Raw genomic sequence first — 22,048 nt, 5'->3', positions numbered from 1 at the left:
TTGATCAAAGTTTCATACCTTGAACACTTAGTCCAAAGGAGGTATTTTTGTCAAAGTTTTTGAAAATAGATGAATTGATAGATTCCGTCACTGAATATGTGCGGATAAAAATAGAGCTTGTCAAACTCAATATGATCGAAGAGCTCTCCGGAATTCTCGCTCAGCTGATAGCTCTGTTTCTGATTCTCACGGTGTTTATGTTCTTCCTGTTTTTTGGAAGTATTACGCTGAGCACTTTTTTAAACTATCTTTGGAGCAGTGCCTACCTTGGGTATGGCGCAGTTACGTGCTTCTATCTTCTTGCGTTGCTTTTTTTCGTGTATCTGCTCCAATCCGGCAAATTGAAGGACGCTGTTGAAAATCAGATCACCAAAGCGATGAAAGAGAAGGAGGCCCTCACAGAAAAATCAATTGAAGAAGATGAGTAAAGCGGCAATTACCAAACGGAAGGAACAACTTGAGGAGATGGAGCGAAAGGCAAAAAAGAAACTCCAAACCGGAACCGACTCTGTTGAGCAAAATGTATCCCGGGCACTGAAAACCGGGCTGATTATTGGCGGCGTCCTTTTTGCAGGCTACCAGGTAGCCAGACTTATCACATCCTCTTCCAGAACAGAGAATCTTAAAAAAAAAGCCCTGACCAGCCTGTAGAACTAGTTGAAAAACCGCCAAAATCATTTTTAAAATTGACACTCAATAAAAGCATGGCGGCTCTTTGGGGAGTTTTACTTCAATTTGGCTTAAATTATATTCAAAAAAGAATACTGACGAATGAACCACCTACTGAGTCAACTGACACAGAAGAGCAACGAAGGTAAACGTTCCCTGGGCATATTAATTGACCCTGACAAGGTGTCGGACAACAGCGCTTGCCTCAGGGTGATTAACATGTGTGTAGAAAATAAGGTTGACTATATTCTTGTGGGTGGCAGCCTGATGACCAAGAATAATTTTAGCCAGATCATCCAGCTCATCAAAGCGAATTCCAGCATTCCGGTGATCATTTTTCCAGGCAACTACTATCAAATAGACTCCAATGCCGACGCCATTCTTTTTCTTTCTTTGATCTCAGGAAGGAACCCGGAGTATCTGATAGGCCAGCATGTGATAGCTGCACCCATTTTAAAAAGAACACACCTTGAAGTAATACCAGTGGGGTATATGCTGGTGAACAGCGGCCATGCTACGGCTGCGAGCTACATCAGCAACACCACGCCCATTCCCACGGACAAGGTAAGCATCGCTGTTTCTACAGCAATGGCCGGCGAAATGCTCGGTTTACAAATAATTTATATGGACGCTGGCAGCGGGGCAGAGGCACCTATTCCACCCAAAGTAATTACTGCCGTCAAGAAAAATATTAATGTGCCTTTAATCGTCGGTGGGGGAATCAGCTCGGTTCATTTGGCCATACAGGCCCTTCAGGCTGGAGCCGACATGCTTATTCTGGGCAACAGTGTGGAGGAAAACCCAAATCTATTGATTGAAGTATCGGAAAGAATTCATCACCTCAATCAAAAGCCTTTAAACATTAATTAAAGACTCTCTCCTTCGCATTTTACCTGCAGGGATTCCAAACATCATTTTGAAACGACGGCAAAAATACGCCGTGTCTTTATATCCCACATCCTTACCTATTTCTCTAATGCTTTTCTTTGAGGTTCGCAAAAGGTTAACTGCCTTTTCCATTCGCTGGTACTCGATGTAGTCCTGCGGGTTAATGCCGGTCAGCATTTTGAAGTACTGCCCCACATAATCCTCCGAAACATTGGCAACATTGGCCAAAATCTTATTGGAAAGGTCGTCACCCAGATTATCCTTGATATAGGCAAAGATATCTATCAGGCGAGGATCCTTGAAGTAATTGCTATTGGTAGCCAGCTGCTCCACATACAGGTTGTGTTGAATGATATATCTGATGGCCTGCACCACCAATCTATCCGTTTCAAGCTTCACAATTCTATCCCTGCCCAGCTTTCCGGAAAAGTGCTCAACAACAATGTCCTGGATCAAAGCACCCATCATAGGGTCTTTCATCACAAACGGCGGTATGTCAAGTGAAGCAAAAAAGTTGACTGTGTCAAATACTTTTGCTTCGAAAGTGATGTAGCTAAAATTATCTCTCGTTTCTTCCTCCTGGCTATAACCCTTCACGCTCTCCAGGTACTTCTCTTTGTTGTTCAAAAAGTCGTCATTAGACAAGCTGATGGCCTTTCCTGAGCCATAAGTAATAGACGCCATTTTACCGCCCGGCACGAAAAGCACCTCGCCGGCATTCACCTCTTCTTTGTCCTTACCAAACTTCAAAACCCCCTTGTGAACCAAAAAAATGGTGTTTTCAACGTCATAAAAATTCTCTACTGTAACAGATTGAATTACATTGGTGTGGCGTGCCTTAATAAATCTGATACTAAGAGATTCAATAATTTTATTATACTCTTCCATGAATCTTACAATTTGCGAGAGCGGGTGGCAATAGAAAAAATTAACAATGAATTTGTATAAAACTAATACAAATATGATTTAATAACAAAATACCTAGCTCAAATATGAATTAAAAAGGAACTCATTTTTTGAGCAACCCTCTGGAAATTACAATTTTCTGAATTTCTGACGTCCCTTCGTAAATCTGCGTGATTTTTGCGTCCCTCATAAGCCGCTCCACATGGTACTCTTTCACGTAACCGTAACCGCCATGAATCTGCACTGCTTCCACCGTCGTCTTCATAGCTACATCGGATGCAAAAAGTTTGGCCATCGCACTTGCCTGACTAAAATCTGCCTTCTGATCTTTTAATTGCGCCGCCCTGAGACAAAGCAACCTGGCAGCTTCAATTTCAGTAGCCATGTCAGCAAGTTTGAACTGAATGGCCTGGTGCTCAGCGATGCTTTTCCCAAAAGCTTTGCGTTCTTTCGCATAGGCAATTGACAGCTCCATCGCCCCGGAGGCAATTCCGAGCGCCTGGGAAGCTATGCCAATTCTACCGCCGTTAAGCGTGCTCATGGCAAATGAAAAGCCAAATCCATCGTCGCCTATCCTATTTGCCTTTGGCACCTTCACATCCTGAAACATCAGCGAATGGGTATCGGATCCTCTGATGCCCAGCTTATTTTCCTTTTTCCCAACAACAAAGCCATCCATGCCCTTTTCCACTATCAACGCATTGATTCCTTTGTGGGCCTTGGAAGCATCGGTTTGCGCCATCACAATGTATACAGATGCACTGTTTCCATTCGTGATCCAGTTCTTTGTTCCGTTAAGCAGGTAGTAGTCGCCCTTGTCCTCAGCAGTGGTTCGTTGCGAGGTGGCATCGGAACCAGCTTCCGGCTCTGACAGGCAAAATGCCCCGATGATCTCACCCTTGGCTAATCTTGTAAGGTATTTCTGCTTCTGCTCCTCGCTCCCGTATTTTTCGAGGCCCCAGCACACAAGTGAATTGTTCACCGACATGCAAACGGAGGCTGAAGCATCCACTTTCGATATCTCCTCCATGGCCAGCACATAGGACACAGTGTCCATACCGCTCCCGCCATACTTTGGATCCACCATCATGCCCATGAACCCCAGCTCCCCCATCATTTTGACCTGCTCAGCCGGAAATTTTTGATGCTCATCCCTCTCAATTACCCCGGGAAGCAATTCATTCTGTGCAAAATCTCTTGCGGCATCTCTTACTGCCAGCTGCTCTTCAGTCAAGTCAAATTTCATCATAAGTTATGTGCGGGTTATTGAATGAGCTAAAAATAAACAAAAAAGGACTTGAGCCACGCCCAAGTCCCCATCATTTCTTTAAAATATTTTGTTAGTCTCTGCTCATGCCCAGGTAGGAAAGAATAAAGTAAAACAGCGTAACCAGTGCCGACAATGCAGCCACCACATAAGTCATTGCAGCCCATTTCAAAGCATCTTTGGCCATTTCATGTTCCTTCGAGGTTACTATGCCTTTCCGGTCAATCCACGCCAGGGCTCTGCTACTTGCGTCAAACTCAACAGGCAATGTAACGAAAGCAAAAAGGGTAAATACAAAATAGCAACCAATAATTATCAGCAGACCTGTTTCAGCAAATCCCTTCATGAAAAAGGCTCCGAACAACATCGCCATGAACATAATGTTCATTACCCTGGCAGTAACGTTCTGCACTGGCACCATGGCCGATCTGAACTCAAGGAAGCTATAGGCCGTAGCGTGTTGCACTGCATGGCCACATTCGTGGGCAGCTACGGCAGCCGCAGCGGCAGACCTGCCGTGGTATACCTCTGGACTCAGGTTGACGGTTTTATTGGCCGGATTGTAATGATCCGTCAACTGACCTTCAACCGAAACAACTTTCACATCATATATACCATGATCTGCCAGCATTTTTTCGGCAATTTCACGGCCACTAAGGTTAGAGGCTAGCCCAACCTGGGAGTACTTTTTAAATTTATTTTTCAGCTTGTTACTCACCGACCAGCTGATGATCATAAAAACAACACCAATCAGAAGAAGCATCATAAGTTTTTATCGTTTAGCTTAATTTTATTCACAAATGTAGTAGTAGAATACCCATCTATCAATGGGAGCGGAATAACTTTTCCACCGTGTTTCAAAACAAAATCGGCACCCACAATAGTTTCAACAGTGTAGTCACCGCCTTTCACTAAAATATTTGGTTGAAGGGCTTCGATCAGCTCTTTCGGCGTTTCCTCGTCAAAAAAAACCACCAGATCAACGAACCCGAGAGCGGCCATTACCCTGGCCCTGGATGCCTCATTCACGATAGGCCTTTCGGGCCCTTTCAGTCGCTGAACCGAAGCATCAGTATTCAGCGCCACTACCAGCTTGTCACCCAGTTCTTTCGCCCTTTCAAGATAATCGACATGGCCCAGGTGCAGAATGTCGAAGCATCCATTGGTAAACACCACTGAAAGCCCTTCGGCATGCCAACTAGCAACCTGGCTACTGGCCGCCTTCCGATCCTGGATTTTCGACGCTGTTTTCAATTTGGTTCTTTACTGGTAATAGCACTGCCACAAGAATCGATACCCCTCCCAACACGAGGATGGTTACAACCTGAGACGTATGAAGCAGTGTAGCAAAAAATACGCCTGTTTGCTCTCCGATGCCATACCACAGTAAAATTCCTGCCACAAAGGCATGATATGTGCCAATTCCACCCTGAACTGGCATAGCCATGCCAATTCCGCCCATGGCCAATAGCACAAGACCTGCCTTTAAGTCAAGCCAGGCAGTCTCCTCCATAGAAAAGACGATTACATAAGACATGAAAAAGTAACTCAACCACATGGCCACGGTACTGAGAATAAAAAGAGCAGGAGACTTGAGTTTAGTTATGCTGCCGATACCATGACCCAGGTTGACGAGGAATTCCTTGAGCTTTGCGAAGGCCGGCATTTTTTGAAACCTTTTGATCAGCAAGTAGATGAGAACAATCGCAGCAGCAATAACTCCAATGGTGATGGTTAGCTGACTCACCGAAAGCCCGGACCAAAGGCGGCCCATCATGTCGCCTAACAGAGATGAAATTTTCCCGAACTCGACAAGCATAGCCCCGGCCAGCACCGATAAGAGAGAGATTAGATCAACTCCCCTCTCTGTAACCACTGTGCCAATGGAGGTAGACATCGGGATGTTGTCTGTTCGTCTGAGGATAGCACACCGGCTAACCTCCCCCATCCTGGGAAAGGCCATGTTGGCCATATAGCCTACCATGACAGCCAAAAACAGCCTGAATGTACTAACCGATACATCAAGGGATTTAAACAGCAAGTTCCATCTGTAGGCCCTTATCCAATAACCAAAAAACGATATACCAATAGACAGGTACACCCAGCCATATTCTACTTTGCTAAGCCGTGCCATGAAGTCATCCAGGTCAATATCCTTAAAAAGCCACCAAAGGAGGGCGAAGGCAAGGGCAAGGGTTAAAACGTATCGGGCAACACTGGTGATGGTTTTTCTCAACTGATTAGTTTGTTATTGTCGGTAGGGAAGATGAGTGTGGGCTTAAAGGTTTTTGCCTCCTCAAAATCCATGTGACAGTAGGAAATGATTATTACGATGTCGCCTACCTGTGCCTTTCGGGCTGCGGGGCCATTGAGGCAAATCTCCCCACTTCCGGCTTTCCCTTTAATGACATAGGTTTCAAGCCGTTCACCATTGTTAATATTGACGATCTGCACTTTCTCATTCTCAATAAGGTTGGCTGCCTTCATCAGGTCCTCATCGATGGTGATACTGCCCACATAGTGAAGCTCTGCCTGAGTAATTCGAACTCGGTGAATTTTTGACTTAAGAATTTCAATCTGCATTTTCTTATTCAGTTTCTTCCTGAAGGAAGATATTATCAATCAATCGAACGTCGCCCACATACCCTGCGATGAATAGCGAAACGGGCGTATTGCTTTCAACAGTTTGTACAGGCTCTAAAGTTTCACGATTCCCTATTTCAAAGTATTCCAGTCTTACCTCCGGCATGCGATCAAATGCTTGTCTGACTGAAGAAACCGTTTCCTCAATACTATCTCCCCCCAGAAGTTTTTCCTTTGCCATATACAGGCTTTTACTGAAAATCACAGCCAATGATCGTTCCGTCTCGCTCAAACGTTGATTCCGGGAAGACATAGCCAATCCATCTGGCTCTCTCACTGTTGGCACCGAAATAATTTCTGTGTCGAAGTGAAGATCTTTGACCAGCTGTTTGATAATAAGCACCTGTTGCCAATCCTTTCTGCCGAAAAAAGCCTTTTGGGCAGGCACCGCATGCAGCAGCTTCGAAACGATAAGAGCGACCCCCTCAAAATGACCCGGGCGGTAGTGCCCCTCCATAGATTTTTGGAAGCGAGGGAAAGTTATTTTCACTTCAGGAGTGCCAGGGTACATATCACTATCTGTGGGAGCAAAAACGATATCGCAGCCTGACAGTCTCAATTTCGCAACGTCGTTATCGAAGGTCTTCGGGTATTTCTCGAAGTCCTCCTTGCTGTTGAACTGTGTCCGGTTTACAAAGATGCTAACCACCACAAAATCGCAAAACGACCTTGCCTGCCGGACCAATTCCAGATGTCCCTGATGCAGTGCCCCCATGGTCGGAACAAACCCTATATTTTTCCCCTCCAAGGTTAGAGAAAGTATCTTTTTTCGACATTCTAAGGGGGACGTTACTATCTCCACAGCACTGATTATGAGTGAGCTAAAGGGCAGCAAAACTAAGTTATAAAAGGGAATATGTATGGAAAGCACGTTATTTTTTTGTACTTTTGTGCCTCGTTTTGTTCCGTCAAATATAAATCAATACTCTTATGGCAAAACTTCGCATTCTATACGTAGCCAGCGAAATCAATCCCTTTCTCCAGACAACTCAGGTAGCAGAATTCGTAAGAAGACTGCCGCAGGCGATGCAGGAAAGAGGCATGGAGATCAGAATTCTTGTTCCACGTTTTGGGTTGATCAACGAGCGAAAAAACAGACTGCATGAAGTAGTAAGATTGTCCGGCATTAACATTGCCGTGGGAGATGAGGAAAAGCCTCTTGTTATTAAGGTTGCTTCTATCCCTAACGCTAAATTACAGGTATACTTCATCGATAATGAAGATTACTTCCACAGAAAGTCTGTGTTTCACGATAAAGAAGATAAATTCTATAGCGATAATGATGAAAGAGCTATTTTCTTCTGCAAGGGTGTGCTCGAAACCGTTAAGAAATTGGGTTGGGCGCCAGACATTATCCACTGCAACGACTGGATGACAAGCCTGATTCCGTTGTATGTAAAAACTACTTACAAGAACGATCCCATCTTTCAGACGGCTAAGTGTGTCTTGACGATATACGATAACGCTTTCTCTTTCAAGTTTGGTGATAACCTGCTTGAAAAGGTGAAAATGATTGATATCGAGGACAGTATGTTGAATCCGCTTAAGTCAGCAGATTACGAAGGTTTTATTAAGATGGGTATCGAATACTCGGACGCTGTTATCAGAGCAGAAGAAGAAGAAAGTGAGAGCCTGAATAATTTAACCAACGAATTATCCAAAGAAAAGAAATTCAACGTTATCGAAAATGACGAGAACTTTTTAGACAGACACTACAATCTATATAATGAACTTGCAGGGTAGGACTGCATCAGGGTTGCTCTTTGGAGCAGCCCTAATGCTTTTTGGGTGTGAAAGCCCAAGTGAAGTAGGGTTGGAGCTTAATCCAAACGAAAATAATGTAGGTGTTTACGAAGAGGTATTTACTCTTCCATCTTCTGTTATTCTTTTTGATAGTCTAAATACCACCAACGACTCAAGGTTACTTGTTGGGAGGTTTAAAGACCCATTCTTTGGAGACATTACCGCCAAGTCTTTTTCTCAGGTAACGAGAAACGGCGAGCTTGTTGCCATCAACGACAAGGGCGTAGTTGACTCTATCATGTTTGATTTTGAATTGAGCTACCTGTATGGAGAATATACCAGTGTTTTTCAAACCATTAATGTTTACCAGCTATCCGACACGCTGTATTCCGGGGTTAGCTATTATTCGGATGATTCAACCGAGTACTTGTCACGTACGCCGGCTGCCTCCAAAAAATTCTTTTACTCTCCATCAAGAGACACAGTAATAAGGATAAAGGCAACTCCCGCATGGGCCAGTAACTTCTTTAGTATCGTTAGAGATGGAACATCAGCTTCTGAACTGGAAAATCAGATAAAGGGATTCGCCCTGATTCCAGGGAAAGACAATACCCTTATTTTTGGATTCCATCCCGAGAACTCCAAAGTGAATGTTCATTACCACGTGCCTGACGGCGCAGATTCATTGGTTTATACACTGAACTTTAACGCCACAAGATACAACGGCATAATTGCGGACAGGACTGGCACCGAACTGGAGACACTCGTAAAGAGAAGTGATGAGTTTATTCCTCCTTCAGGCGATATGTATCTTCAGGGAGGAACAGGCATTTACACGAAGCTTTCTCTCAGACCGTTCAGAAAGTTTGTGGATTCTTTGGGAAATATTATCGTCAACCGTGCTGAGATAAGGCTCGGTGCTATTGATGAATTGACTTCGGTAGACTATCGAATCATGCCACCAAATAGCTTTATGTATATATTTGCTGATAGTACGAATAAAATAATTGGGGCAAATATTGGACTGGCTTCCAGAATCGCCAATCATGTTGTCCTGACCGATGTCAGCTACGGCAATCCCAGTTCGCCTCGTGCCCTGCTCCCATTATACGACTCAGCCTCAAGGTCGTACAGCGGAACGCCGACTTTTTTCTTTCAGGGGTTACGTGACAGCATATTTAATACCAACGACCTGATCATTTATCCTGGAGGCAATGATGTAACGAGCTTGAGCAGATTCGTTGTGCCCAAAGACAGCATCCAGCTAAAAATTTATTATACGAGATTACAATAAGCTATGTGTGGAATAGTTGCCTACAAGGGAAAAGAGCAAGCATTGCCAATTCTCATTAAGGGCCTTAAAAGACTTGAATACAGAGGTTACGACAGTGCAGGAGTTGCCTTATACGACAATTCCGTCTCTGATATCAAGATATACAAGAAACAAGGCAAGGTCAAAGAGCTTGAAAACCTCATTGACGGTAAAAGCCCCAAATCTGGCGTTGGCATCGGCCACACTCGCTGGGCCACTCATGGTGAGCCCAGTGATATCAATGCCCACCCCCACAGGTCGCACAATGGCAGACTTTCACTAGTGCACAACGGCATTATTGAAAATTACGCAGCAATAAAAACAGAGCTTCAAAAAAAGGGATACACATTTGAGAGCCAGACTGACACAGAAGTGCTGGCGTCTTTTATCGACTATATTATTACGTCTGAAGATTGCTCTCTCGAGGAAGGCGTAAGGCTTGCTCTGACCAGAGTGGTAGGTGCCTACGCTATTGTAGTAATCGCCAAAGACAACCCCGACACACTTATTGCGGCCAGAAAGGGCAGCCCCCTTGTTATTGGTATTAAAGAGGATGATGGCTCTTTCTTCCTTGCCTCTGATGCAACACCGATCGTAGAATACACCAAGAAGGTGGTGTATTTGAAGGACGAAGAAATGGCTGTCATCAGTGGCAATCAAATGACAATAAAGAGTCTTGAGGATGTAGAACAAACTCCTCAGGTGCATGAGCTTGACCTCAATCTTGAGGCCATCGAAAAAGGTGGATATGAGCATTTCATGCTTAAGGAGATATTTGAACAGCCCAACAGCATCGCCGACTGTATGAGGGGCCGTTTAAAGGCCAACGAAGGCAAACTGGTGCTGGGAGGTATTCATGAGTATGCTAATGCACTCACTAATGCCCAAAGAATAGTGATTGTGGCTTGCGGCACTTCGTGGCACGCAGGGCTCGTTGCTGAATACATTATTGAAGATTTTTGCCGCATCCCGGTAGAGGTTGAGTATGCGTCAGAATTCCGTTACAGGAACCCGATCATTAACGAAGGGGATATTGTGATTGCTATCTCGCAGTCTGGTGAAACAGCCGATACACTAGCCGCCCTTGAATTGGCCAAATCCAAAGGAGCCATTATTCTTGGAGTGGTTAACGCCGTAGGGTCTTCCATTTCGAGAATAACGCACGAAGGAGCCTATTTGCACGCTGGCCCTGAGATAGGTGTTGCAAGTACCAAAGCCTTCACTGCTCAGCTGACGGTTCTTATCATGATGGCGTTGCGGATAGCTCATCGCAAAGGAACCATTACGGAGAGCAAATACCACGAGTTACTCGTGGAGCTTGAAAGCATACCTGCGAAAATAAAAAAAGCGCTGGACGTTAACGATCAAATCAAAGAAATATCGGCACGTTTCAAAGATGCCAGAAACTTCATTTATTTGGGCCGGGGCTACAATTTCCCCGTGGCGCTTGAAGGGGCGCTCAAATTGAAGGAAATCTCCTACATTCATGCGGAAGGGTATCCTGCAGCGGAGATGAAGCATGGCCCTATTGCCTTGATTGACGAGGAAATGCCCGTGGTGTTTATTGCCACCAGGGATTCTTCCTACGAAAAAGTAGTGTCCAACATTCAAGAAGTGAAGGCACGAAAAGGAAAAGTAATTGCTATTGTTACCGAAGGAGAAGAAACCATCAACCAAATAGCAGACTTTGTGATTGAGGTTCCCCACACTTCCGAAGCACTTATGCCATTGGTGTCGGTTATTCCTCTTCAATTGCTTTCGTATCACATTGCGGTGATGAGAGGATGTAATGTAGATCAGCCACGAAACCTTGCCAAGTCAGTAACTGTTGAATAAGCATGAAGAAAATAGTATACACTAAAAATGCTCCTGCCCCTATCGGGCCTTACAGCCAGGCTGTAAGATACGGCAACCTTGTGCTGGTATCAGGTCAAGTGGCTATCAACCCTGCTACGGGTCAGTTTGAGTCGGGTGATATTAAGTCGCAAACCAAATTGGTCATGGAAAACCTTAAAGCTATCCTTTTGGAAGAGGGTCTTTCCTTTGCAGAGGTGCTAAAGTGTTCCATCTTTATCAAAGACATGAACGACTTTCCCGTGGTCAATGAGATTTATGGAGGCTATTTCAAGAGTGAGCCCCCGGCACGTGAAACCGTTGAAGTGGCGAGGTTGCCCAAAGACGCCCTGGTTGAGATATCCCTTATTGCGGGTATTGATGCATGAGGTTAGTCCCTTTTGAAAGAGAGACTATTGTTTCATCGGCCAAAGCCGCCAACATCATCGCTCTTTTAAAAACGGAGACTAAATCCGAGGCAAGCGCCGGAAAAGACTTTGCATTTACGGGCCTTGTCTGCCAAGACTCATTCCGGGTTTCCGTTAACGTAGCCAAGCCTCAAAATTTCATTCCACTGGCGGAGGGTGTTGTCGATCAGACTTCGACAGGCTCACTGATTCAGGTAAAGTATCGCCTTTTTCCCAGCACCAGATTCTTCCTTGTTTTCTGGTGTCTATTGACTTTTCTGCTTACGCTTATTTTCCTGGGGCCAGCTAAAAATTACCTCTACGGTTGCCTTTCTTTGGCAGGATGCATTGCCAATTATCTGATAGCATTGGCTAACTTTGACGTCCATTTGAAACAAACACAAAAAGCACTACACCGAGTACTTGATAAGTTAACATGAACAATTCAGAAGTCAGGGTTCGTTTTGCTCCAAGCCCCACAGGAGCCCTTCACATTGGAGGTGTAAGAACCGCTCTTTATAACTACCTCTTCGCCAGAAAGAGCAACGGCACCATGCTTTTGCGCATAGAAGACACCGACCAGTCTAGGTTTGTGCCAGGTGCCGAAGCATATATTTTGGAATCACTAAAGTGGGTGGGTATAGAGATAGACGAAGGCCCATTAACCGGAGGCCCTCACGCCCCCTACAGGCAATCTGAAAGGAAAGATATCTATGCGCAGTATGCCCAGCAGCTAATCGACGAAGGAAAGGCCTACTATGCCTTCGACACCTCGGAGGAACTTGACGCTATGCGGGAGAAGCTGAAAGCTGCCAAGGTAGCCAATCAGCAGTACAACGCCGTGACCCGCAACACGATGCAGAACTCCCTCACCCTACCGGAAGCTGAGGTGAAGGCGAGGCTTGCCAATGGAGATCCGTATGTAGTTCGTTTGATGGTGCCTCGCAAAGAAGACATTCGGTTTCATGACCTCATAAGAGGTTGGGTTGTTGTGCATTCGTCTGTGCTGGATGATAAAATATTGCTGAAGTCGGACGGCATGCCTACCTACCACCTGGCCAATATCGTCGACGATCACCTCATGAAGATTACTCATGTAATCAGAGGCGAAGAATGGCTGCCCTCGGCACCCCTACATGTGCTGATGTACAGGTACTTTGGGTGGGAAGACACCATGCCGCAGTTTGCTCACCTGCCTCTGCTTCTGAAACCAGACGGCAACGGCAAACTGAGCAAGAGGGACGCCGACAAAGCTGGCTTCCCTATTTTTCCACTCAACTGGACAGACCCGGTGTCGGGAGAGCTTTCTCAGGGGTTTAGGGAAAAAGGCTACCTGCCGGAAACAATGATTAACTTTCTGGCTTTGTTGGGCTGGAGCCCTGGCACCGAAAAGGAAATATTCAGCATGGAAGAACTTATCCAGGAGTTCTCCATTGAGCGCATAAGCAAGGCCGGAGCCAAATTCGACATCGACAAGGCCAACTGGTTCAACCAGCATTATATAAAAAGCAAATCAGCAGAGGAGCTGGCTGTTTATTTGGAAAAAGACCTGGAAAAAGCCGGTTTAAAGGCATCCTCAGAAAACACAATCAGGATTTGTGAAGTGCTAAGAGAGAGAGTCTCTTTTCCACAGGAACTATGGGAACAGGGCAGGTTCTTTTTTGAAGCTCCAACCGCCTACGACCAGCAAGTTGTTGAAAAGAAGTGGAACCCAGACGTGGCAGCGGTTCTTCACGACTTATCGAAACGTATTTCCCAACTTGAAGATTCGGTTACGGCCACCACTGCTCATGACACGATAGAAAATTTCTTTGTTGCCAAAGAGTTGAAAATGGGCAAATATATGCAGCCACTAAGGTTGTCAATTACCGGACAAGGCGGCGGGCCCGACCTCATGGCCATCATAGAAATACTTGGCGCCAAAGAAACTGCTAAACGAATTGACTCAGCTATCGTTATATTAGGAGGACAAAGCACACAAGCATGAGCAAGAAAGAAACCGAAAAAAAGAAGCCTAAAGTAGCCAAAGACCTTAGTGGCTTCGAAATAAGCATAGATACGTTTGGGGAAATCTCCTCCAACCTTCAAATTGATAAGATCAACGAGTTTCTCAATAAAAACGTAGATGACAAGAAACTACGTGACAGGGAAGATATCGAAGAAATAAAAAAGAAAACAAGCAAAGACGAAGACTAGTCATGGCGATACGATCACACGAAATTGATTACAAGATTTTTGGTGAAAGCATTCAAACCGTTGAAGTAGAGCTTGATCCACGAGAAACTGTCATCGCCGAAGCCGGGGCCATGCTTTACATGGAAGACGGCATCATCTTCGAAACCAAAATGGGAGACGGCTCAGAGCCCGACCAGGGTTTCCTGGGCAAATTGCTTTCGGCCGGTGCCCGGGCACTTACCGGCGAGTCTGTTTTTATGACCCATTTCACTAACCATGGCGTCGGTAAAAAGAAAGTGGCCTTTTCTGCGCCCTACCCCGGCACCATTATTCCCATTGACCTGGCTACCCAGCAGGGCAACCAGCTGATTGTGCAGAAGGATGGGTTTCTGTGCGCCGCACTCGGCACAAAAGTGTCGATCACCTTCAACAAAAAGATTGGCTCCGGACTTGTTGGCGGCGAGGGCTTCATTCTTCAAAAGCTTCAGGGAGATGGCAAAGCATTTGTGCACGCCGGTGGCACCGTGATAGAAAAACAGCTGAACAACGAAACGCTACGGATCGATACCGGCTGCGTAGTGGCCTTTGAGCATACGCTTGACTTTGATGTGCAGAGCTCGGGAGGATTAAAATCCATGCTTTTTGGTGGAGAAGGCCTTTTTCTGGCTACATTGAGAGGCACCGGAAAGGTGTGGCTGCAGTCGATGCCTATCAGAAAACTGATTCAGGTGCTGGCGCCATATGGTAAAAACAGTGGTAAGGAGGGCAGCTCCATTCTTGGAAGCCTCCTGGAATCATAGAACTAAAACAACTTAGGGAAGACGGCAGGGACTCTGGAGCGATATTCTTCATAGGCTCTGCCATATTTTTTTATCAGTTTCTTCTCTTCCAGCCAAATGCCAATTGGCAAGTAGGCGAAAACCCACACGACCGTCACCAGATTGATCATTTTAGGAATGTAGAGCAGAAAACCCAGGCAAAGCAATATAGTGCCTGTGTAAATCGGGTGCCTGACCCTTTCAAGAATACCTCCCGATTTAAACTCAACGTCCTCCACCTCCTTTTTCACACCAAGAAAAGCGAAGAGAGAAAATTGACGAAAAGAAAGCCTGATGATAATGACACCATAGGCCGCCAGTGAAAAAGCAAAAAAGTCGGTAACTGGCGTCTTATCAAACACAAATGGAGAGTCGACAGTAGCCATGTAGAACACGATAGCCAACAGCAACAGCAGGGCGACAGTATTGTAAAACAACCGAAACCATTGCCTGTTAAACCTGCGTTTTACAAAATCCGCTGCCAGAAAGCTATGGAGGGAAAAGTAAAGCACCCAGAACAGGCTCACCAAAATTAATCCTTCCATATGATTATGCTTGTCTTTGCATCTTAGTAATATTGGGTCAAGAATACAACTCCCAATTCAATGATGAAGATAAAGGTAGGCATAATCAAAGAGGGAAAAGTTCCTGTCGACAAAAGAGTCCCTATAACTCCCGATCAGGCACTTGAAATACAGGCGAAGTTCCCAAATGTAGAAGTCCTGGTGCAAAGAAGTGATGTGCGTTGCTTCCCGGATGCTGCGTATGAGGAGAAGGGCCTCAAAATGGTCGATTCTATGGATATGTGCGACATCATATTTGGGGTCAAAGAAGTCCCCATGGCACAACTCATCCCCGGTAAAACCTACTTCTTCTTTTCCCACACCATCAAAAAGCAGGAATACAACAAACCACTGCTAAAGGCACTGTTGGAAAAGAAAATCAAAATGGTGGACTACGAAACCCTAACAGACGAAAATGGCCAGCGGGTTATCGCTTTTGGCCGATGGGCGGGGATAGTGGGTGCCTACAATGCTATTTGGACTTACGGAAAAAGATACAACCTATACCATTTGAGGCGGGCGCATGAGTGCTTTGATCTGGAAGACTTAAAAACCGAGTTTGCTAAGGTAAAACTGCCCCCTATAAAAATGGTGGTAACGGGTGGTGGCCGGGTAGCCAAAGGAGCCATGGAGGTGCTGGTGGGCATGAATGTCAGAAAAGTGACACCTGCCGCCCTGCTAACACAATCCTTCGATTTTCCAGTATTTGCTCAGCTAAATTCGAGAGATTACAATGCACACAATGAAGGCAAAGAATTCAACCGTGGTGAGTTCTACTCCCATGCTGACAACTTTCATTCCGATTTTCTGAAATATGCCAAAGTAGCTGAAATACTCATCGCTGCTGCTTTTTGGGAACCAAAGGCGCCAACACTTTTCACAAGGGAAGATGCCACCAAAAATGATTTTTGCCTGCGTGTGATAGCCGACATTACCTGCGATATTGAAGGATCGATCCCTTCAACAAAAAGGCCATCGACAATAGATGAACCAGTGTACGACTACGACCCTACACAAGATGAAATAATGCCTGAGTTTAGCGAAGAGGGGAATATTTCGATGATGGCTGTCGATAATTTGCCCTGCGAACTCCCCAGAGATGCCTCTATGGACTTCGGGAACATGCTGGTGAAGAATGTATTGCCTCACCTGTTCAGCAACGATGAGTTTAGAATCGTCCAGGATGCCACTATCACCGAAGACGGAAAGCTGACCAGCCGCTACCAGTACCTGAAAGAGTGGGTTGAAGGAAGGTAGTCGGTCAGGTTTAGATTTAGAACGGCACAAAAAAAAGAGCGGTTGCAGGCCGCTCTTTCAATTGATAAGTCTCTATTATTTATCCGTTCATCGAGATCAGGAACTCGGCGTTGTTCTGAGTCCCCTTCATTTTGTCAAGAAGGAATTCCATCGCCTCCTGAGAAGTCATGTCAGACATGTATTTTCTCAATATCCAAACCTTTGATAGCTCGTCTTTTTCCATGAGCAGGTCTTCACGACGAGTTCCGGATGCAGGCACGTCAATAGCAGGGTACACACGCTTGTTGGATAGCTTACGATCCAGTTGCAGTTCCATGTTACCAGTACCTTTGAATTCTTCGAAGATAACCTCGTCCATTTTAGAGCCTGTCTCAATCAGTGCGGTTGCAATAATGGTCAATGAACCGCCGTGCTCAACATTTCTGGCAGCACCGAAGAACCTCTTAGGCTTATGCAGCGCATTAGCATCCACACCACCGGAAAGTATTTTGCCTGACGAAGGAACTACTGTGTTGTAAGCCCTGGCCAAACGTGTGATCGAGTCAAGAAGAATAACAACGTCGTGTCCGCATTCCACCATTCTCTTAGCCTTCTCAAGAACAATGCTCGCCACCTTCACGTGACGGTCGGCCTGCTCGTCAAAAGTTGATGAAATAACCTCAGCATGCACACTGCGAGCCATGTCGGTTACTTCTTCAGGACGTTCGTCAATAAGGAGTATGATCAGGTAAATTTCAGGATGGTTCTCAGTAATGGCGTTGGCAATTTGCTTAAGGAGCACTGTCTTACCAGTCTTTGGCTGTGCCACAATCATTCCACGCTGTCCTTTTCCAATTGGAGCAAACAAGTCGAGAATTCTGGCTGAGTAATGGTCAGGTCTCTTTGGAGAGCTAAGTCTTATCTTCTCTTCCGGGAACAGTGGAGTCAGGTATTCGAAAGAAACCCTGTCACGTATTTCTTCAGTTGTTTTACCGTTAACGGTTTCTACTCTTAGTAAGGCGAAATACTTTTCTCCTTCTTTTGGAGGCCTGATTTGCCCCTTCACAGAATCACCAGTTTTTAGTCCAAATAGCTTAATCTGAGACGGCGACACATATATATCATCAGGACTGGCCAGGTAGTTGTAGTCTGGAGAGCGAAGGAAGCCATAGCCGTCCTGCATGATTTCCAGCACACCTTCGTTAACTATAATACCGTCAAACTCTTTGATATTGGTGTTATAATTTCTTTTGGGCTTAAATGGAGCACGCTGCTCTTTTTGATCGCCTTTGTCTTCTCTGCCAGGTTGGTCACCTCTGTCTTCACGATTTCTCGTGTCTTCTCTAAGTTCGCCTCTCGAGTCGTTAGATATTTCTTTTTCTACCTTCTTGCCTTCTTCTACCACTTCTTTCGCTGATGTGTCATCGTCGTCAGTTTCAAGATTGAAAGACTGAAGGAGTTCATCAGCACTGCTTACCTCTCTCTTCTTTGGACGGTCATCCGATTTGCCTTCAGCAGGCTTAGCTGCGTCCTTTGCTACCACATTCTCCCTGCGAATCTTCGGTTTGTTGTTAGGCCTTCTATCGTCCTCCCTTGGCGGGCGAGCGGGCTTCGGTTTGTCCTCCGGGGCCGGGGCTGCGGCTACCGGGGTAGCGGCCTTATCTGACTTCTTTATTTTGGAAACTTCCTCTTCTGGCATCACAGCCTGGTGATCGAGGATTTTGTAGACTAATTCTTGTTTTGCAGCTTTTTTGTAGTTGGGAACTCCAAGTTTTTCTGCGATGTCTTTTAATTCTGAAAGAAGACGGACATTAAGGTCGTCAATGCTGTACATAAACTATGAATTGAGATAGTAATATTCTAAATGAAGTGGTTACAAAAAAAAGGTCGAGATTCTATTCCGTTAAAACAAAATTGATAATGAGAAACGGCCTGAGGTTTGTCGGAAAATGACGCCGCAATTATATGCTAAGCATTCATTAATAACAAGTAATTGCTGAAAAAAGACCGCTGGAGACACAAGAGAATTTAAGCGGGAACCAGCCTGAATATTTCTTTGTAAATCTCTTACTTTTGCAAACTTAACTAATTAGGCATAATGTTACAAGTTTCTGAAATACGTGCTAATAAAGAAAAGGTTCTGACAGGCCTCAAGAAAAGGGGGCTGAAAGAGGTAGACGACAAGATCGACGAGGTGCTGGCCCTGGACGACAAGCGGAAATCTCTGAAAACTGAGATGGATGTAGCTCTGGCAGAAGCCAACCAACTGGCCAAGCAAATCGGGCAGTTGATGCAAAGCGGCCAAAAAGAAGCTGCTGAGAAGATCAAATCGCAGACATCGGAGCTTAAAGAAACTTCCAAGAAATTAGGCAGTGACCTGGAGTCTACTGAAGAGCTGCTTACAAATAAACTCTATGAGCTTCCCAACGTGCCGCACGAAAGCGTGCCGGAAGGACGAACAGCCGAAGACAACGAAGTGGTGTTTCAGGTAGGCACGTTACCCAAGCTGCCCGAAAGCGCCAAGCCACATTGGGATCTCATTAAGGAGTATGACATCATCGACTTTGACCTTGGCATAAAAATAACCGGGGCCGGCTTCCCTGTTTACAAGAAACAAGGGGCCAGAATTGTGCGTGCTATGATCAACTACTTCATTGATCAGGCATTAGACGCAGGGTATCTCGAAATGAGGCCCCCCATCGTGGTCAACAAAGAATCAGGCTACGGAACGGGCCAGCTACCCGACAAAGAAGGGCAGATGTACCACGCCACCGCCGATGACTTGTACCTTATCCCAACGGCGGAGGTGCCCATTACCAACCTCTACCGGGACGTAATTCTGGCTGATGACGAACTACCTGTGAAGAATGTGGCTTACACGCCCTGCTTCAGGAGAGAGGCGGGCAGCTGGGGTGCACATGTGCGTGGCCTAAACAGGCTCCACCAGTTTGATAAGGTGGAGATAGTACAGGTAACCACCCCTGAGGCGTCGTACAAAGCACTCGACGGAATGAAGAACCACGTTGAGCGGCTTATCAAAAACCTTGAGCTCCCTTACCGCATTTTGAAGCTATGTGGAGGCGATATGGGCTTCACCTCTGCGCTTACCTTCGACTTCGAAGTATACTCTGCGGCACAGAAAAAATGGTTGGAGGTGAGCTCTGTGTCCAACTTTGAGACTTACCAGGCCAACAGGCTCAAGCTGAGACGCAAGGTGGACAAGAAGACGGAACTGCTTCACACCCTGAACGGAAGTGCGCTGGCCCTGCCAAGGATACTGGCAGCCATGCTGGAAAACAACCAGACTCCCGATGGGATCAAGATTCCGAAGGTGCTGGTTCCGTACACAGGATTCAATATGATCAAGAAATAATTTAACGCATAAGCCTGAAACAAACCTTTCAGGCTTTTTTTATCTCTTTAACCCATTCAACCATGAGAAAATTATCCAATCTTGTCGTTTTAGCCGGCCTTGTCAGCCATTGCTCACAACCTCCAAAAGAAGAGGCCATCATTTACCCAACCACCGAAAAGGTAGCACATGTTGATGAGTACTTCGGCACCAAAGTAGAGGATCCCTACCGATGGCTGGAAAACGACACGTCGGCAGCCACCGCTCAATGGGTGGAAGCGGAAAACAAAGTGACCTTTGGCTACCTGAACAATATCGACTTTAGGGAGGCAGTGAAAGAGAGGCTTACAAAGCTTTGGGACTATGAGAAAGTGTACGCCCCATTTAAACGTGGCGACTACTATTATTTCTATAAAAATGATGGGCTTCAAAATCAGAACGTGCTTTACCGGGTGAAAAATCTTGGAGATGAACACGAAGAGTTTTTGAATCCCAATACATTCTCTGCCGATGGCACCGTGTCGCTTGCAGGCCTGAGCTTTTCTAAAGACGGTTCACTTGCCGGTATGCTGCTGTCAGATGGCGGCTCTGACTGGAGAAAGGGTGTGCTTTTTAATACCACCACGAAAGAGCTAGTTGGAGACACTTTGAGAGACTTAAAGTTCACAGGCTTTTCATGGAAAGGCAACGAAGGTGTCTATTATAGCAGCTACGACAAACCAAAAGATGGAAGCGTGCTATCGGGTAAGACCCAACACCACAAACTGTACTTCCACAAGCTCGGCGAGCCTCAGGCAAGCGACAAGCTGATCCTGGGTGGGGCCAAATTTCCAAGACGCTACGTGGGGGCTAACCTGACGGAAGACGAGCGTTTCCTTGTTATCTCGGCTTCTGTTAGCACAACCGGCAATGAGCTCTACATTCAGGATTTAACGGTTCCGAACAGCCCGATAAAGACAATTGTAGACAATGTGGATAAAGACCACTATGTAATTGACAACGACGGAGAGACCTTATTTATCTTCACTAACCTGGACGCCCCTAACAACAGGATTGTGAAGACCTCGTTTGCTGACCCGACGCCAGCCACCTGGGTAAATGTAATTCCTGAAACCAAAAACGTGCTCAGCGCCAGCACTGCCGGGGAGAAGATTTTTGCTGAATATCTGGTGGATGCCAAGTCCGAAATCAAACAATATAACCGGAAAGGCGAACTGGAAAGGGACGTCGAGCTGCCAGGTATTGGAAGCATTTACGGCTTTGGAGGCGAAGAAAGTGACACCGACATCTATTACACGTTTACCTCATTCACTTATCCAAGTTCGATCTTCTCCTATAACATTGCCTCAGGAAAATCCACCCTGTATCAGCAACCAAAGGTCGACTTCAACCCTGAAGATTACACCACCGAGCAGGTTTTCTATAGCAGCAAGGACGGAACGAAAATCCCCATGTTTATCACTTATAAGAACGGACTTGAAAAAAATGGTAAGAACCCCACCTACCTCTACAGCTATGGCGGGTTCAATATCAGCATGACGCCTGGCTTCAGTGTTTCCAGGATTGTGTGGTTGGAAAATGGTGGCATCTATGCGCAGCCCAGCATCCGTGGCGGTGGTGAGTACGGCGAAGAATGGCACCTTGCTGGCACCAAGATGAAAAAACAAAATGTGTTTGATGACTTCATAGGTGCTGCCGAGTATCTGATCAAAGAAGGTTATACCAGCAGCGACTACCTGGCTATTGCCGGTGGCTCCAACGGAGGCCTTCTGGTGGGCGCCACTATGACACAACGCCCGGAACTATTTAAGGTGGCGCTCCCTGCAGTAGGCGTTATGGACATGCTTCGCTATCACACTTTCACGGCTGGTGCCGGTTGGGCTTACGACTACGGGACTTCAGAGGAATCAGAAGAGATGTTCAAGTACATTCTGGGCTATTCGCCTGTGCATAATGTGAAAGAAGGTGTAAAGTATCCTGCGACCCTGGTTACCACAGCTGATCATGACGACAGGGTGGTGCCTGCTCACTCATTTAAGTTTGCCGCTCAGCTACAAGCCAAGCAGGCCGGCGACAATCCGGTGTTGATTCGAATTGAAACCAGAGCAGGTCATGGGGCCGGAAAGCCAACTTCCAAAATTATAGAAGAGGCCGCTGATCTCTACTCTTTTACCTGGTACAACATGGGTGTTGTGCCTGAAGTGGCCAAAAAAGCGATGTAAATAGCCGCTGGCTT

Annotated in this window: 23 protein-coding genes; 14 read left to right on the top strand and 9 right to left on the bottom strand. The window is 45.9% G+C overall.

Going from position 1 to position 22,048, the window contains the following annotated elements; translation table 11 throughout:
* Window positions 1-47: 47 nt before the first annotated feature.
* The 3 genes from RT717_RS27070 to RT717_RS27060 all read left to right on the top strand — a co-directional run bounded on the left by RT717_RS27070 (window position 48) and on the right by RT717_RS27060 (window position 1,539).
* Window positions 48-428: a phage holin family protein gene (locus tag RT717_RS27070; protein WP_317489439.1), complete on the top strand. Its 381-nt coding sequence runs from the start codon at window positions 48-50 to the stop codon at window positions 426-428.
* On the top strand, window positions 421-651 hold the full coding sequence (locus RT717_RS27065) for a hypothetical protein (RefSeq protein WP_317489438.1): 231 nt from the start codon (window positions 421-423) through the stop codon (window positions 649-651). The genes RT717_RS27070 and RT717_RS27065 overlap by 8 nt, the downstream gene beginning before the upstream one ends.
* 120 nt (window positions 652-771) lie before the next feature.
* Window positions 772-1,539, top strand: coding sequence for a geranylgeranylglyceryl/heptaprenylglyceryl phosphate synthase (locus RT717_RS27060; RefSeq protein WP_317489437.1), 768 nt, complete (start codon window positions 772-774; stop codon window positions 1,537-1,539).
* Here RT717_RS27060 and RT717_RS27055 read toward each other — a convergent pair.
* From RT717_RS27055 to panC, 7 genes are all read right to left on the bottom strand, one after another.
* On the bottom strand, window positions 1,525-2,445 hold the full coding sequence (locus RT717_RS27055) for a helix-turn-helix domain-containing protein (RefSeq protein ID WP_317489436.1): 921 nt from the start codon (window positions 2,443-2,445) through the stop codon (window positions 1,525-1,527). The genes RT717_RS27060 and RT717_RS27055 overlap by 15 nt on opposite strands.
* A 121-nt stretch (window positions 2,446-2,566) precedes the next feature.
* On the bottom strand, window positions 2,567-3,709 hold the full coding sequence (locus RT717_RS27050) for an acyl-CoA dehydrogenase (protein WP_317492394.1): 1,143 nt from the start codon (window positions 3,707-3,709) through the stop codon (window positions 2,567-2,569).
* Window positions 3,710-3,803: 94 nt separating this feature from the next.
* Window positions 3,804-4,493 carry a zinc metallopeptidase gene (locus RT717_RS27045; protein ID WP_317492393.1) on the bottom strand — a complete coding sequence of 230 codons (690 nt, stop codon included), beginning with the start codon at window positions 4,491-4,493 and terminating at the stop codon, window positions 3,804-3,806.
* Window positions 4,493-4,984 (bottom strand): D-glycero-beta-D-manno-heptose 1-phosphate adenylyltransferase, encoded by a 492-nt coding sequence (gene rfaE2, locus RT717_RS27040; protein WP_394854112.1) that lies wholly within the window; start codon window positions 4,982-4,984, stop codon window positions 4,493-4,495. The genes RT717_RS27045 and rfaE2 overlap by 1 nt, the downstream gene beginning before the upstream one ends.
* Window positions 4,941-5,966, bottom strand: a complete 1,026-nt coding sequence (locus RT717_RS27035; RefSeq protein ID WP_317489435.1) for a lysylphosphatidylglycerol synthase transmembrane domain-containing protein — start codon at window positions 5,964-5,966, stop codon at window positions 4,941-4,943. Before RT717_RS27035 ends, rfaE2 begins: the two co-directional genes overlap by 44 nt.
* Complete coding sequence (panD, locus tag RT717_RS27030; protein WP_317489434.1) at window positions 5,963-6,313, bottom strand: aspartate 1-decarboxylase; 351 nt, start codon at window positions 6,311-6,313, stop codon at window positions 5,963-5,965. The genes RT717_RS27035 and panD overlap by 4 nt, the downstream gene beginning before the upstream one ends.
* Before the next feature lie 4 nt (window positions 6,314-6,317).
* The gene (gene panC / locus RT717_RS27025; RefSeq protein WP_317489433.1) at window positions 6,318-7,175 is read right to left on the bottom strand and encodes a pantoate--beta-alanine ligase; all 858 of its coding nucleotides are present in this window, start codon (window positions 7,173-7,175) and stop codon (window positions 6,318-6,320) included.
* Between the two features lie 128 nt (window positions 7,176-7,303).
* Here panC and RT717_RS27020 point away from each other — a divergent pair, with 128 nt between their 5' ends.
* From RT717_RS27020 to RT717_RS26985, 8 genes are read left to right on the top strand one after another with little or no spacing between them, the layout of a single operon-like run.
* Window positions 7,304-8,116 (top strand): glycogen/starch synthase, encoded by an 813-nt coding sequence (locus RT717_RS27020; protein ID WP_151996255.1) that lies wholly within the window; start codon window positions 7,304-7,306, stop codon window positions 8,114-8,116.
* On the top strand, window positions 8,100-9,410 hold the full coding sequence (locus RT717_RS27015; protein WP_317489432.1) for a DUF4270 family protein: 1,311 nt from the start codon (window positions 8,100-8,102) through the stop codon (window positions 9,408-9,410). The genes RT717_RS27020 and RT717_RS27015 overlap by 17 nt, the downstream gene beginning before the upstream one ends.
* Before the next feature lie 3 nt (window positions 9,411-9,413).
* Window positions 9,414-11,264 carry a glutamine--fructose-6-phosphate transaminase (isomerizing) gene (gene glmS / locus RT717_RS27010; protein ID WP_317489431.1) on the top strand — a complete coding sequence of 617 codons (1,851 nt, stop codon included), beginning with the start codon at window positions 9,414-9,416 and terminating at the stop codon, window positions 11,262-11,264.
* 2 nt (window positions 11,265-11,266) lie between these two features.
* Complete coding sequence (locus RT717_RS27005) at window positions 11,267-11,650, top strand: RidA family protein (protein WP_317489430.1); 384 nt, start codon at window positions 11,267-11,269, stop codon at window positions 11,648-11,650.
* Window positions 11,647-12,108 (top strand): hypothetical protein, encoded by a 462-nt coding sequence (locus RT717_RS27000; protein ID WP_317489429.1) that lies wholly within the window; start codon window positions 11,647-11,649, stop codon window positions 12,106-12,108. Before RT717_RS27005 ends, RT717_RS27000 begins: the two co-directional genes overlap by 4 nt.
* Window positions 12,105-13,655 (top strand): glutamate--tRNA ligase, encoded by a 1,551-nt coding sequence (gene gltX, locus RT717_RS26995; RefSeq protein ID WP_317489428.1) that lies wholly within the window; start codon window positions 12,105-12,107, stop codon window positions 13,653-13,655. Before RT717_RS27000 ends, gltX begins: the two co-directional genes overlap by 4 nt.
* Complete coding sequence (locus RT717_RS26990; RefSeq protein ID WP_317489427.1) at window positions 13,652-13,864, top strand: hypothetical protein; 213 nt, start codon at window positions 13,652-13,654, stop codon at window positions 13,862-13,864. The genes gltX and RT717_RS26990 overlap by 4 nt, the downstream gene beginning before the upstream one ends.
* An 8-nt stretch (window positions 13,865-13,872) precedes the next feature.
* The gene (locus RT717_RS26985; RefSeq protein WP_317492391.1) at window positions 13,873-14,643 is read left to right on the top strand and encodes a TIGR00266 family protein; all 771 of its coding nucleotides are present in this window, start codon (window positions 13,873-13,875) and stop codon (window positions 14,641-14,643) included.
* A 2-nt stretch (window positions 14,644-14,645) separates the two neighbouring features.
* Here the strand turns inward: RT717_RS26985 and RT717_RS26980 are convergent, their stop codons facing one another.
* Window positions 14,646-15,206, bottom strand: a complete 561-nt coding sequence (locus tag RT717_RS26980; RefSeq protein ID WP_317489426.1) for a methyltransferase family protein — start codon at window positions 15,204-15,206, stop codon at window positions 14,646-14,648.
* A gap of 60 nt (window positions 15,207-15,266) precedes the next feature.
* Between RT717_RS26980 and RT717_RS26975 the strand changes: the two genes are divergently transcribed.
* Window positions 15,267-16,481 (top strand): NAD(P)-dependent oxidoreductase, encoded by a 1,215-nt coding sequence (locus RT717_RS26975; protein WP_317489425.1) that lies wholly within the window; start codon window positions 15,267-15,269, stop codon window positions 16,479-16,481.
* A 79-nt stretch (window positions 16,482-16,560) separates the two neighbouring features.
* On the opposite strand, the gene rho is transcribed toward RT717_RS26975, so the two are convergent.
* Window positions 16,561-18,294 (bottom strand): transcription termination factor Rho, encoded by a 1,734-nt coding sequence (gene rho, locus RT717_RS26970; protein WP_317489424.1) that lies wholly within the window; start codon window positions 18,292-18,294, stop codon window positions 16,561-16,563.
* A gap of 264 nt (window positions 18,295-18,558) precedes the next feature.
* Here rho and serS point away from each other — a divergent pair, with 264 nt between their 5' ends.
* Window positions 18,559-19,833, top strand: a complete 1,275-nt coding sequence (serS, locus tag RT717_RS26965; RefSeq protein WP_317489423.1) for a serine--tRNA ligase — start codon at window positions 18,559-18,561, stop codon at window positions 19,831-19,833.
* Between the two features lie 62 nt (window positions 19,834-19,895).
* Window positions 19,896-22,034, top strand: coding sequence for a prolyl oligopeptidase family serine peptidase (locus tag RT717_RS26960; RefSeq protein ID WP_317489422.1), 2,139 nt, complete (start codon window positions 19,896-19,898; stop codon window positions 22,032-22,034).
* The last annotated feature ends 14 nt before the right edge of the window (window positions 22,035-22,048 follow it).

Origin of the sequence: Imperialibacter roseus (genome assembly GCF_032999765.1) — a bacterium.
In the GTDB taxonomy this organism is placed as follows: domain Bacteria; phylum Bacteroidota; class Bacteroidia; order Cytophagales; family Cyclobacteriaceae; genus Imperialibacter; species Imperialibacter roseus.
This window is presented reverse-complemented; position numbering and strand designations above follow the sequence as displayed.